Annotated in this window: 9 protein-coding genes; 6 read left to right on the plus strand and 3 right to left on the minus strand. The window is 58.5% G+C overall.

Annotated features, from left to right (window positions below):
- Positions 1-322 precede the first annotated feature (322 nt).
- Positions 323-3355, minus strand: coding sequence for a hypothetical protein (locus OCW50_RS15630; protein WP_262298173.1), 3033 nt, complete (start codon positions 3353-3355; stop codon positions 323-325).
- 97 nt (positions 3356-3452) lie between these two features.
- On the minus strand, positions 3453-3833 hold the full coding sequence (locus tag OCW50_RS15635; RefSeq protein WP_262298174.1) for a hypothetical protein: 381 nt from the start codon (positions 3831-3833) through the stop codon (positions 3453-3455).
- Between the two features lie 899 nt (positions 3834-4732).
- Here OCW50_RS15635 and OCW50_RS15640 point away from each other — a divergent pair.
- Entirely contained in the window at positions 4733-4975 is a 243-nt protein-coding gene (locus OCW50_RS15640; protein WP_262267069.1) for a hypothetical protein, read from the plus strand.
- 71 nt (positions 4976-5046) lie between these two features.
- Here the strand turns inward: OCW50_RS15640 and OCW50_RS15645 are convergent, their stop codons facing one another.
- Positions 5047-5967, minus strand: a complete 921-nt coding sequence (locus OCW50_RS15645) for a hypothetical protein (protein ID WP_262298175.1) — start codon at positions 5965-5967, stop codon at positions 5047-5049.
- Positions 5968-6697: 730 nt separating this feature from the next.
- Here OCW50_RS15645 and repC point away from each other — a divergent pair.
- The 5 genes from repC (at position 6698) to OCW50_RS15670 (ending at position 13243) form a co-directional block, all read left to right on the plus strand.
- A complete protein-coding gene (gene repC, locus OCW50_RS15650) occupies positions 6698-7999 on the plus strand; it encodes a plasmid replication protein RepC (protein WP_262298176.1) in 1302 nt (433 codons plus the stop codon).
- 685 nt (positions 8000-8684) lie between these two features.
- Positions 8685-9017 (plus strand): hypothetical protein, encoded by a 333-nt coding sequence (locus OCW50_RS15655; RefSeq protein ID WP_262267072.1) that lies wholly within the window; start codon positions 8685-8687, stop codon positions 9015-9017.
- Positions 9018-9115: 98 nt separating this feature from the next.
- Positions 9116-9871 carry a tetratricopeptide repeat protein gene (locus OCW50_RS15660; RefSeq protein WP_262267073.1) on the plus strand — a complete coding sequence of 252 codons (756 nt, stop codon included), beginning with the start codon at positions 9116-9118 and terminating at the stop codon, positions 9869-9871.
- A gap of 94 nt (positions 9872-9965) precedes the next feature.
- Entirely contained in the window at positions 9966-11240 is a 1275-nt protein-coding gene (locus OCW50_RS15665; protein ID WP_262267074.1) for a DUF192 domain-containing protein, read from the plus strand.
- A gap of 62 nt (positions 11241-11302) precedes the next feature.
- Entirely contained in the window at positions 11303-13243 is a 1941-nt protein-coding gene (locus OCW50_RS15670; RefSeq protein ID WP_262298177.1) for an AAA family ATPase, read from the plus strand.
- The last annotated feature ends 147 nt before the right edge of the window (positions 13244-13390 follow it).

Here is a 13390-nt window from a genome sequence, read left to right on the forward strand (position 1 = left end):
ACCAGCGTCCGTTGGGGATCAGCTCAGACCAGCGGCCCATTTCACCGCCGCCCGCTTAACGCGAGCCCACGTGCGATCAGCCCGCACAAGAGGCACCGCCAGGCCCTGTCGCCCGCGGCGAAGGATGCGCGCGTGGACGCGCCGGTAAGTAGAGCGAACCATTTTCCAGTGGACGCCGCAGATCCACTCGCCCCAACCTTTTTCTTCAGGGACTGTCTTGGCGACCATTCGGCCGCAGTGAGGGATGCAACAGGGAAATCGGTCGCCGAGGCTGACCGGATCCCACAGCATTGTTGCACCCCTCTTCTTAGATGACCGACGGTTACGCGGCGGGCCGTACCTGCTGCTCATCCCCTGAGACCTTCTCCAGGCCGCGATCGAGCTCACTCGGTTTCATAAGCAAGTCCGGCTGTTCAATGGCCTGCTTTGCGGAGAAGGCGATGCCCATCCCCGCCTCTACGTTCCCGTGAACCATGATGAAGCGCATCCGGACCTTCTCGGTCTGCACCTCTGCAAGACTGCCGACCTGGGTTCGGGCCTGTTTGAGCGAGATTGCCATAGAGTTCGACCTGCAGAGCAGCATCTCGGCATCCTTGATATACCAGTCGTTGCGGTTCTGTCCGTAGATGAAGCAGAATGCGTAGGTGATATCCTTGGTGCGGTAGATTGCCTGAGCCGGGCCGGTTTTCGGTCTCGTCAGGACCGTCTCGGCGTCGGTGACCATTTTGTGGTTTCCCGCATTCTTCTTCTGCGAAAACACCTCAGCCAGTAGGCTGATATGAGCCTCGATGCTGTCGCTCGTCAGGTTTGCATCTGCCTGCTTTCGCAGTTCCCGCTTCTCCACAGCATGTTCCTCACCAAGCCGGTTGAGAGCGGCCATCTGGGATTCCAAGCTCGCCAGCAGAGCACTCTTCGATTTGCCGTCGATCCGGTAGTTTTCCACCTCCTGCGCAGAACGGAGTATATTTGCGAAAACCTCAGCGGCATCCTCCCCGCCTGAAAGCAGCATGTTCTTGAGGCGCGTTTCTCCTCCTCCCGAGAGCGTGACCCGGTCCTGGAGCGACTTGGCTCTGGCCAAAGCGTCCTGCTTGAGAGCCATCACAGAGTCGTACAGGGGATGGGTCGACACATCCGTCTGCCGGCGCAGGGATTCGATCATCACCCGCTGCTCGAGCGTCTTCACCGATTTGGCGACGGCGATGAAGCCGTCGAGGAGGTCACGGTCGTTCTGATCCAAGCTCGATGCTAGGACATGCCCCATTCCCCTCTTGATCGAGCCCGGGTCGATCGCATGCACGCCAGTCAGCTCGGTCACCACCGGGGTCAAGGGTTCAGCGTAGACCCGCCCCGAAGCCTCCAGGTCCTTCCGGAATCGTTGAGCCAGTTCGTTCAGGCTTGGCACAACCTCGCCGAAAGCCTCGGTGAGGCTTTCAAGTCGGTCCCTGCAGCCAAGGAGGAAATCGTAATCATCTTTCGTGTCGATACCCGCATTAAGCTTCTCCTCGACATCCATCATGAACGTTTCCGTCTCTCCCTGGACGAGAGACGAGGTGAAGCGTACTGAACAGATGCTGCGGCGGATCCCGACCTTCTCGTATAACTCATCATCGACACGCTCTAGGACGGTCATGAAAACCCGCTGGAGACGCGGATCCCCTAAAACCTCGCTCCAACGGGCCCGCAGCAATGCCCCGACCCGGCCGCTGAGGAGGCTGAGCGATTTTGGCCGGAAGTCATAGCCAGCGATGGCCCGCAAGCCATTCTCCAAGAGGTCTTGATCCTCCAAGATGGATGACACGAGGCTCTTTTCGTCCTCAGTAAGGTCTCCATCAAGCAAGGGCGTCGGGATGCTCGGCTTCTCCGGCTCCTTCACCGCCACATCGTCCTCCTCGGTCGGGGGCACATGGGAAACGGTAACCACAGCCGCCTCCTCGGGTTGCGGCTCCTCGACCCCCGGGGCATCAATAACGATCGTTGTCCCCATTTCCCATTCCGGCGGTCCGGCGACGTTCACCACGGGCTGAGTAGAAACCGCTTCGACACTGTCTAAGACCGGCGTTGCGAACTCATCCGTCGGCTCCGCCGCTGGGCTCATGAAGTGGTCGTAGATCTCACGTTCGATATCGGCGTCTTCGTTAAATGTCGCGGAGAGGATCCACCCGTCAATCACCTCAGGATGATCGATTTCCGTCAGACAATCGCGCGAGAGCTGGGTGGTGTTCGTAATCATGTCGGCCAAGGTGCCGACCGCCTCCCGGACTGAGACCGGATCGTCGCTGATCGCCGCTTGCTCGGACAACAGGTGATAGGCATCAACCAGTTTGCGAGCATCCATGAACGCAATTCGACGGGCGTCCCCGTCCACGGTCTCTTCCGCACCGAAGTTCATTTCGCTTGAAACCTCATCCCCCAATGGACCTGCCTCAGATCCAAGTCCATTATCGCTCGCGAAAAGCGAGTCATCGAAAGCCAAATCCTCAGGCTCCCCGGAACTGTCGGCCCCTTGCCCTTGATCCTCGCCCTGACCGTGGGCCTCAACCTCCGCTTCATCGCCACCGTCCTCGTCCCAAAGACTGGCGTCAGGAGTGAGCTCGATGTGTTCCTCCACGGGAGAAGGCTGCGCAGTTGCGGCCCCAGCGACCGCCTGTGCACCTGGCGCGGGAAAGGGTGCGGCGGTCAGAGGTGCCGCCGCCGGTTCAGGGTCCTCATCGTCAAACACGAACCGCTTCGGGCGTCCGGATTGTCCGAGGGCCGGGACGTTGATCTCTCTAACCTGCGTCCCGCTTTGCCTCGTCTCCAATGCCTCAATCTTATTGTCTATCGCCGCCGCACTCTTGAGCAGTCCGCGCCTGAGAAAGTTCATAACCATGCCGATGATCCCTGCGAAAATTGTGGAGCCGATCAGAACGGCACCCGGGGTTTGCGGCGCCGCCCAGCTGAACGTGAAAACAGTGGCGGAAGCCACGAGCAGCGGGAACTCGATCAGATCCCGCTGAATATGCTTGAAGAGGGCATCCAGGCCCTTCGACCCGGGGAAACCGAGGACAAACCACGCGATTGGGGAAGCAAGGAGGGGGATTCCAACTTCCCTTAAGACAATCCCATCGGCTTTCCAGACCCCGACCAGAACCAGCCAGAACTCGCTGTGGAGCGGTAGAAAGTACGATCCGGCTTGAACCCAAAACGACCAGACGAGAAACCAGATTGTGGTCCAGGCCACAAAGTTTCTACCCAGCCAAAGACTTTGGTCGACAATCAAAGCCAGGACCAAGCCCCACAGCAGGCCCCAACCAGTTCCAAGCAACAGACAGATCGGGACCGCCCCGACTGCTGCGATCGCGATGCCGCGATACAACCGGCTCAGCCCCCCATGCCCTGGAACCCGCCGTAGAACTGTTCGCACGGCCGAGACCGCTGAAAATGGACCCGCGAAAAGCCGGCTGTCGGCAGGTTTAGCCACCGATGTCATGACCGTCCCGGACCCGAGTACGGTCACGACCGTGGGCCATGCGCGAGAACACCTCCTCCGCGCCCCGCAGCGCTTGCTTCTCGAAGTTCGGCCCCATGAGGGCATCGAGCCCCTTGGAGCCTGCCTTTGAGAGAACGCTATCAACGTCCTTGAGGCTGGCTGGTGCTGTACCGTCGGCCCCGTGGAGATGCATGCGACCGGAGAATGCGTTTAAACCCTCGGGGGTCACGAGGTTCACAGCGCCCTCGACCGCCTGCTTGCCGACGTCGGACAAAGTCCCCTTGATTGAGCTCAACAGGCCTTTTGAACCCGATGCCTGGTCGGTAGTATTAGGCCTGTTGGTGGGTATCAGATCGTTGTCCATGGAAACCTCGAAAACGTTGCGTGCGCGGGCTTCAGGGCAATCCGGCTCCCGAATTATGATTCGAGAACGGCTGTGCCGAGTTACGCGGGTAAAATAACCCCGCCTAATTCGGTTTGCTATCTTAATATGTGTGCTCCACACCCCCAGGGCCGGCCACGCGGAGGTCACAATCCCCTTCCGTCTCATCGAGCCGGACCCGCAGGTTCAACTGCGCCATATATTAAAGGAGTACGGAGTTCCCCTGTGTCGAGCGCTGCATGCTGCCGAAGCGGACCGGTGCCGACATCCCGCTGCCCTTAGTGATGTCATTGAGGTCAGGGGTCTCAACAATGTCGGATCTGCCCATTCTATTCTCGGGGCGGTCATCGATACCGACCGGCTTTCGATCAGGAACGGTCTCACCCCAGTGTCCCTGCCTGAGCCTGGGTCTCCAATTCGCGTCCAGGCGGTGCCCCAGAGCGTATGGGACGGAGATACCATTCTCGGGCGTTCCATCATCACGGTCGTTCCGGTGCCCGGATCCGGAGATCTCACAAGAGATAAGATCAGTCTCATCGAGGCGCTCGTGAGAGCGCTAGGAACAATCCCCCACGTCGTGGCTCCTCGTCCTTCGTCCCCGAACTCCAAGTCCCCACGCACTGACAACGATAAGAGAGCAGGGCAGCAGGATCTCTATTTCGGCATGCCCTGGTGAACGCTGACCCTGACCGGTTCCGGTCAGGGAGACACTTCTTGAAGCTATGGCTTTGAGGTGAACAAGGGGTTCTCTGAAACCCCAAAAAAGAACGGCGGCAAAAGCGGCCGTGCCAAGAACAATAATAAGAACCAGCACGGACTAGACGCTAGCCTAGACATCCCCGCGCTGGATCCAATAAAAAGAATAAGAAACGGATCCTGCCATGACTTTCAAGGAAGCTCTCCGGGTCGAGCTCAAGGCCCTGGCCCCCACTGTCGCCTTCATCGTGATCGCTCATGCGATGATCATGTGGGTCTATAACGAAGGCGTCTTTGGCGCCCTCGGGGTCCTGCTGGCGCTCGGCGCCGTCAAGATGGCCCTCGTCCTCGGCTGGACTGTCGTCAAGATCGGGGTGTTCCTCGCCGCTCTGGCGGCAATCGCCTACGTCTTCACAATGGTATTCTAACCGGGAGAGACGGTTTCTCGTCCCTCCCCGGCCGATACAAGAAAGCCCGCTCTTCTCCGAGCGGGCTTTTTTTATTTCCTTCGATTGTAGGGGCGTTTCGTGCGCCCGTCGTCTTTGGAAGGACTGGCCTTCTTTACGCTCTCATGCCCTCGGGATTTTAAGGCTGCCTCGCGGGTCGTCCGGCTTGCGGCTTCGGCTTTAGGCGGCCGGCCACGGCGCTTGGGAGCCTCAGGAGCGCTCCGGTCGAACAGGTCTCCGTCTGGATCCGCGGTACGCCCACTTGAGACCGTCGCGCCAGCGCTGGAACGGGCTGCAGCACCCCGTCCGCCCTTGCCTGACTTGGACGAGGTCTCCTCCGAACCCTTCCGCCCTTTGCGCGATCCCTTTGCACCGCCTCCTGAACCGGCGGCTTCACTCTTGGCCGCAGCCGCCGACGTTGCCTGACCTCTGACCGCGCTGGCCAGGTCCTGCATCTGCTCGGCCAGCTTATCGACCTTGGCGTCCGTCCGGCTCTGATCCTGTGTGAGCCGCTCCTGTACATCGATGAGGCGCTGGAAGATCCCCTCCATTCCAGGAGGCAACGCTGGCTCTTCCGGTGCTTTCGTCTCATTCTTCGCCTTGCGCGAAGGAGCCTCACGCGACGAGCGAGCCACCGGAGCCTCAATCTCGTCGCTGCTGATGTGCCAGGGCTCCTGCTGGAGCTCTTCAAGGTAGTTGCCGCCAGAAACGTGGCCCCTGACCACGATCCGAGTTCCTGTCAGGCGCTGGAAAGGAATTCCCAGACCCTCGGCAATCTTCTCGAGGACCAGAACAGTCACATTCGAGGTCATCCGAAGCAAGCTATCGAGATGCCGGTCGCTGATGCCGATCTGCTTCGACATCTCCGTGGTTCCCCACCCCATCAACTTCTTGATGGTCTGAAGGTTTGCGCTCACATTCTGAAGCGTTTTGCTTTCAGAGAAATCGTCTTCCGAAAACGACCTACGGGTCATCCGTTCCCCCAAATACCACATTCAAACCCAGAACCGTCACTGGCCGGGTTGGATTAACAAATCCCGATCCAGTACAAGTTACGGAGCGATCTAAAGTTGCGCGCTCGCTGGCAATTTCCGAAGCTCGCAAGTTTACCGCTTTCTCGTTCCCTTTGTTCCCATTTCGAAAATCCGAATTTTGATTTGAGAACGGGTTTTACGAAGCACAAGAATTCGGAAATGGCAAGCTGCCACGCTGTCAACTATCCCGAATCGCAGTCGGAATTTCAAAACAGCCTATCCGGAAAGATCGCAATTAAGAGGCGGGCTTTTTAACTCTAATTCTGGCAATCCGCGTTTTAATTCGTTTGTCCTTGACTCAACCCACCTTGCCGGTGTGAATCCACTTGGCCCATCAGATTCGGAATTTAGGCGTTGGCGCGTCTGGAGCAAGAGTCCCGGGTCGGTATTCACATCTAAAAGTCGACCCGAAATGCTTGGCGGCATTTTCTCGGATCGATCCAACACACGAGGACATGAACGGCTTGAAGAAGGCCTAAGAATCAAAAACCCCGCCGTTGGCGCGGCAGGGGTTTTGAAGAGGCCGGTATCGAAAGGACTGAACCCAACGGGACCGGACTAAGAACTAGATTGGCGTCAATGTTCTTAGACCCCCCCGACATCCCTGTCAACTGGAAACGTCGTTTCGGCGATCGGTCTCGCTTGTCCAAAAACAATCGGGGTCAAGACCATGAATCCGCAAGGATTGCGGCCGATGTCGGCTGCCCACGCCCGTGTCGAACGGGCCGTGACAGAGAAGTTCGTTAACGAAAAGCCAACGACCAAGTCGGCAGTGCTCTACGCTCTTAAAAAGGCGGCTCCGGCCCTTAAACTCCGCCCCACCACTTGGCGGCTCCTCAGCGTCCTTTGCGATCTCTCACATCCGATTGACTGGGAGGATCGCAAGATCGGCCCCGTCGTATGGCCGTCCAATGCCGCCCTGGCCGATCGCGTCGGTGTCGATGTGCGCAGCATTCAGGTTCACCTCAGACGCCTGGTCCAAATGGGCTTGATCACCCACAGCGACAGCGCCACCCGCAAACGCTTCGGTACGCGCGTCAACAATCGCATTGTTCAGGCTTGCGGCATCAATCTTACTCCCCTGATGATCCGTCGGGAGCAGTTTCTTGAGCTGGCCGAAACTCATCAGGCCGAACTCGCGGAGCGGAAGAAGCTAGCTCAACTCATTTCTGAAACCAGGATCAGAGTCATCCGCCTGATCGCCGGCGGCCAGGACAGCCAGATCGCCGGTCCCTGGGTTGAACTCGCCGCAACCTTCGCTCGTCTCGGGGAGCAGTACGGCATGACGCTGAGCCGCCCCACCCGGACCGTGAAGGCCTCGCTGGCTGACCTGCACACTCTGCTGTCGTCACTCATCACACTCGAAGTCTCGGCTCAATCGGCTTGGAACCAGCATCTCGATGCAACCGAATTGGTCGAAGATTCTTCGCCCGCAGGCGACAAAGGATTCACCCAGAATCCTAATCTGATTCATAAAAAGGATGACTCTTTGAATCAAAGGGCTGCCGAAGATGTGAATGGCATCAAGGCTGCGCCCTACGCGCCAAAGTCAGAGATCCAGCAGGAGCGTACCAAAGGCCTACCCTTGGACCTGAATCAGGTGCAGCGAGCCTGCCCCGCCCTCTCCCAGTATTATCCTGACGCCTTCTCGTCGGTTCATAAGCTGGCATCTAGCATTCACCAACTCAGAGGGCTCCTTGGGATTTCTGGAAAGCTATGGGATGAAGCCCAGCGGTCCCTCGGCCCGATTGAGGCTTCCTTGAGCCTTCTGGTCATTCTTCAGGGGCATGAAGATGGGCGGATCTCGAACCCCGGCGGTTATCTGCACAGCATCGTAAGCAAGACAGGCTCGCACCAGTCCAGCATGGGGGACGTCATCGCGAGAATGGCAGCAAGCCGGACGCACGATCCCAGGCCTTCTGTTGTGTTTCCGCTGCTCGGTAAAAAAGAGGCGGAACGACATGCCGGATAAAATCAACGGCTGTCAGTTCCGCCCAGTCAGACGGGCGTAGACCCGCTTCGACAATGTTGGCTCACCAGGAAGAGGCGACATTGCCGGGTTCCCCATGAACATGCCACCGAGATCGGGAGAGCGCAACGTCTGTCAAATCCAAGCGGAAGTCAGGACGACGGATTGAATAGGGTTCAATCGTAGCGGGTCAGCGCGAAGACTTCCGAGAGCACAAGATTGAGTTCACGGTATACTTCTTACGACGGGACAATATCTAATCCCCTGTCGGGATCAGTCTCAAAATGTTGCAGAACTGCCTTTGTGCATACTGTCTCCTAATCGAGCCGCAAGTAGACGGAAACGATACTCCACTTGCCAGCCTGCTCTGCCAAAACTCGCGCCCGAGACTTCAGATCTTCGTTGGTTCGTTGTCTGGCTCAGTCCGAAATAAAATGCGGGATATACGAAGGGGAATGGGCTAGTTTTGAATATGTATAAACAAGCTCGGAGCCTCGCCATTTATCGCTTCGGCTTGCAAGTTCATCAAGTGTCGACCCGCAAACAAAAGACTTCATCGGCGTTCAACGACAAACAACCTGACAGAAAAATATTTCTCTTAACGTGTTGAGAGCAGGTCAAGGCGACCGCCGAAACCCACGATTTACCCGTCCGACAACAAGAATCGCCACCAGGACATTCTCGAATCATGCTCACATATCTAGTCGCCGTTCAGAACGCAGCGGGTGCTGTTCCACTCTTTGCTTCTCTCGATGGAGCGGCCGCGCAACGGGCCGCCGTGGGTCTGAGCCAAGATCACCCGGAAGCGCTCATCACAACGACCCCGGTCGAGTTTTCTCAATCATGCTTAATCGGCTCATCGCTCCTGATGCTCCAGTCCCAGATCCGGCTGGATCAAGTCGATGGCTTGGTTGAACTTTTGGCCTCTGGGTCAGACCCAGATCCTGCTTCCGATGCTCGGATCGACTTCCACTTCTTGCCCGACCAGATCGCATTGCCGCCAATTGAGGCTGCGAATTAGCGTGCGGAGCGCTTTGGACCCGTTTCCCTTCGCACGTGAAAATGCGAAAAGGGGCGAAATAGAAAAACACGAATCGTAGGTTTAACCGGGACATTGTTATGAGACACAGCCTCATCCTCCGTGCTGCGCTGATTTCGGCCGCTGGGCTTTTGGCCTCCGCATGCACCACAACCACCGGGAGCCTCGGCCTTTCGGGCCAGCCTTCCCAGGGCCAGATCCGCTCTGAAGCGGAGCGTCTGGGAGAGGCTTACCGTTCCCAGCCGGACAACCCGGAGGCTGCTCTGGCCTATGCCAAGGCTCTCAACTCCCTCGATCGCAATGAGGAAGCGGCTGCCGTTCTCCAGCAGACGGCTCTCCGCTTCCCGAACGACAAGGGGGTGATCGCGGCCTACGGGAAGGCCCTGATCGCCGTTGGCAAGACCCAGCTCGCCTCGAATGTACTGGACCGAGCCCATACCCCAGATAACCCTGACTGGCGGGTTCTCTCGGCTCAAGGCGTGATCGCCGATCAGTCCGGCGACCACAATCGCGCTCGCTCCCTCTATACGGCTGCACTGAAGATCCAGCCGGAGGATCCGATGGTCCTGACCAACATGGGCCTCTCCTATGCTGTGACCGGCGACATGGCCTCTGCGGAACAGTATCTCCGCAAGGCTTCCGTTGCGCCTGGTGCTGACCAGAAGGTCCGTCAGAACCTCGCTGTCGTCCTCGTGATGACTGGCAAAGAAGCCGAGGCCCGGGACCTCCTGAAATCGGACGTCGCGGCCGCCGAGATCGACTCGCATATTGCCTATCTCAAGAGCCTTGGTTCCCCGAATGCCCGTTCTGAGGGCAAGGCTGCAAAGCGGGCATAAGATCATGAACCTGACACGCTTTTGGCCCTCTAAGTCTGGCGCCGCCTCTAAAGATGCCCACCAGCCGCAGCCGTCGAACCCAGCTGGGTCCGATATGATCGACGATTCCTTCATTCTACTCGTCGGCGGCCAACTCCAACCGACAGCCGAAGATCCAACACCTGAGCCGGATGAGGACGACACCCACGCAAACGATTTCGTGGTCCTGGCCGGAGGCTTCACTGGCACGCCATTGGGCGAGTCTGGGCAGAAGGTCGAGGCTCCTGCAGAGGGTGACAGCGCCGACGACGTGGTTGAATCGGTGGTCGACGCCGACCAGGCCGAAGGGGGCGCATCTGCCGAGGGTGCTCCCGCAGAGTCCACCGACCCGGATAACCCGGTCATCGACGTCCACGATCCTTATCTCGAAACCTTTGCTCCTCTCCCCGACCAGGTTGCTGCCGACGCCGCTCCTGCCCTTGCTTCTGTCACAGGGAATACCCTTCCTGGCCCATACCATGCACCAGAGGCTCGCAACGCGCGTCGGTGGCCGTGGAGCCGAGCCGCTGCCTCCGAGGTCAACGTCTCCTACGATCACGACTGGGGAACAGGGATCTCGGTGAACGAAGAAGAGGCGCTGCGACAGCGCCTGATGAACAAGAACCAGCCGCCGAAGAAGCGCCGTGGCTCCCTTGTTCTGATCGGAACCATGGCAACGGCCGCAGCCCTCGTTCTCGCCGCAGGAAGCCCGACAAGGTTCCTCGAGGTCGTGCCTAGCGCCAAGAAGATCGTCACGCGGGTTCAGAATGATCTGATTTCGCGGGTCTCGCTAACGTCAGATTCGCCTGCCGAGCAGACCCGCGACAGTTCGATGTGCGCGCAGCAGCCGTCTATGGATGGATGCTTCACGAACAACGTCATCCGGGCTGCCGCCTTCGTCTGTCCGACGGCCATGCATCCTGTTGCCGTAGAGTTCGCCAGCTCGCCCGTCCGGGCCGCCGTTGGACTCTCGCATCGCGCCTCTATGGCGCCGTCGACGGGGTTCGCCACGATCCTGAGCGCTGAGACGACCTTCGACTTCATGACGCGGGATCTCAACTTCGCAGTGGATCTCATCTCGTTCCGTCGAAACGGCAACATCGCAGGCATGCTCAAGAACGTTCAGCCTCGCCAGCAACTTCCGGTTCAAGTGGCGAAGGCCGACGGCATCATCGCTCTTCGCGGGAATGAAATCGAACGTCTCGCGCTTACCCCTGACTGCCGGATCGCGATCTTCGAGAATGGCATCCCCCCAGAGTATTTCGCTCAGGATGCAAAAGTGAATAACTCGCCTGTTCGCATTCCTGTGAAACCTCAGACCCAGGCTCAGGCGGATTTAGGTCGACGCTGACCTAATCCGCAGCCTACCCCTCTCAATCCCCAGAAGAAGCCCGCCACAGGCCAAGGGTCACTATGAATTTTGCTCTTTATCTTCTCGCAATGTTATCGCGTGTACTGCCGAAGCAGGTGGCAACTAAGAAGAAAGCCACCGCACTGCACCGAGAATGGTCGAGCCGAGCTTTAACCGATCACCTCTTTGTCGCCGATCTGAAAGCGATCGAGCGGCTTTCTCTTATTGTCAGCGATGGGAAGCCGTCTATTCAGTGGCCGGTCTTAACGATCCTGATGGACCGTCGCTATCCAGCATTCGCCGAGGTCCTCTCCGCCTTCACAACGGAAGACCGCAAGGTTCCGTTGTTCCGCCCTGCTTCCGCTGACGGCGCCGAGGCGCAGGGCATTCTTATCTCGGCTCTGGCCTTTCTGCAGAATTCTATCGATGCCGCCAACTGGGCGACTGATGCTAATGTTCTGGCAGGCGAGCTCGCGTCCCTGCCGTGTGCCATGCTGAAGATCCTCACGATTGAGGACGGAGCGATCAGCCTTCAGCACAACCTCCATTCTCTGTCGATCGCCCTCGAGAACGCAGCTACACCTCACACCGAGCCTGCGACGGCCACGCAAGACAAGCTGGCATCCGCTCTCCTCCGGTATTATGCCATTCGCCGCCTCGCCCCGTCGTCCATTCCTGGTTTTGTCTCGACCTACCATCCCGGCGAGGATCTCGACTATGCGGCAGCACGGATCGAGCACGTCCTGTCATCTCACGGCATGCTCCCGCTGACGATCCAGCGCCACTACCGAGAAACCCGCGACGTCATCATGGACATCGCTATTCTCGCCGCAGCCTATGCGGATCTTCCCGCTGCTATCCTCGTCCCGACCTATCCGGCGCTCTTCGAGGCCTCCCTGTCGAACGAGCCTATGATCAGCCCCGATGATCCCGAAGTCGTCAAGGGATACGACATAGGGCCGAACCTCACACACCTGATGCTTGGATCGATCATCACTCACGGCAAGACCCCAATCATTGGTCCAGCCCGCTCTCAGATCCCGCTGATTGCGACAATCGCAAATCGGCTGACCCTCGCCTATCAGCCGCCCCAGCCCTCCTACGAGGAGCGCATCGCCGAGATCAAAGCCGTTGCCCAAACCCTTCCGGGGCAGGACATGCCGCAGACCGATATTGCGGCCATCGCACGGCTCGACCTGACTCCAGCCCAGCGGCGCCAGGCGGTCTACTCGACTGTGATGACCGGCTCGGCCCAGTCCGCCCTAGAGGTCATCGCCAGATCCTCGGCCTCCGTCACGCCCGCGATCGCAATCGCCGACCTCGATATGTCTTTGTACGTCTGCAAGCAGGACTTACCGGATCTGATCGAGAAAATGACCACAGCGCCCCGCGGGCGCATGCCGGTCCTGATCGACGGGGTGGCCGGTACGGGCAAGAGCGCCTTCGGCCGCTATGTCGCCCACCAGATGGGCTACCAGTCCAAGGTCTATCGCTATTCGGATCTGACAAGCCGCTGGCTCTCTGAATCCGAGAAAGCCGTCGACAAGATGTTTGCCGATGCCCGAAAGCACAACTTCGCCATTATCATGGACGAAGTTGAAACGATGTTCTCTGACCGGGAAACGGCGACCCAGGATTACCAGAAAACGCTCACCAATGCTTTCCTGACCCACCTCGACAGCCATGATCTTCCGGTCTTCTGCTCGACCAACCACAAGCGGGACATCGACCCTGCCATCCTGCGCCGCTTCGTGTTCAAGCTCGAATTCGAGGCCCTTACCCCGGAACTTGCGGCGAAGGCCTTCAACCGCTTCTTCAACATGCCAGCCCCGGCCGACATCCTACAACTCACCAACCTTACCCCTGGTGACTTCGACGTGGTTCTGCAGAAGGCTTCGGTTCTCCGAATTAAGGATGACCCGAGCTGGTTTGTCGCAGCTTTGCAGGAGGAGCTTTCCCACAAGAAAGCGAAAAGCCTCAGGATGGGCTTCATACATCATTGAAGTTGAACATATTTTCTTGCTAGACGGGTGTGTCCTCTAGGCGACGCACCCGTTCGGATCGGCTCGAATCATGTGGTTCAGGGGTGCTTTATAATTCGGGCGACCTCTTACTAATTCGTTTCTGCCTTGACGGTTCGAGGCCCGGAC

Source organism: Microvirga sesbaniae, from assembly GCF_025460805.1.
Classification (GTDB): domain Bacteria; phylum Pseudomonadota; class Alphaproteobacteria; order Rhizobiales; family Beijerinckiaceae; genus Microvirga; species Microvirga sesbaniae.

Coding starts and splice junctions, on each gene's coding strand:
- OCW50_RS15640 (WP_262267069.1), top strand. CDS start 4,733: ATGACTTTCAAGGAAGCTCTCCGGGTCGAGCTCAAGGCCCTGGCCCCC.
- OCW50_RS15660 (WP_262267073.1), top strand. CDS start 9,116: ATGAGACACAGCCTCATCCTCCGTGCTGCGCTGATTTCGGCCGCTGGG.
- repC (WP_262298176.1), top strand. CDS start 6,698: ATGAATCCGCAAGGATTGCGGCCGATGTCGGCTGCCCACGCCCGTGTC.
- OCW50_RS15665 (WP_262267074.1), top strand. CDS start 9,966: ATGATCGACGATTCCTTCATTCTACTCGTCGGCGGCCAACTCCAACCG.
- OCW50_RS15670 (WP_262298177.1), top strand. CDS start 11,303: ATGAATTTTGCTCTTTATCTTCTCGCAATGTTATCGCGTGTACTGCCG.
- OCW50_RS15655 (WP_262267072.1), top strand. CDS start 8,685: ATGCTCACATATCTAGTCGCCGTTCAGAACGCAGCGGGTGCTGTTCCA.
- OCW50_RS15645 (WP_262298175.1), bottom strand. CDS start 5,967: ATGACCCGTAGGTCGTTTTCGGAAGACGATTTCTCTGAAAGCAAAACG.
- OCW50_RS15635 (WP_262298174.1), bottom strand. CDS start 3,833: ATGGACAACGATCTGATACCCACCAACAGGCCTAATACTACCGACCAG.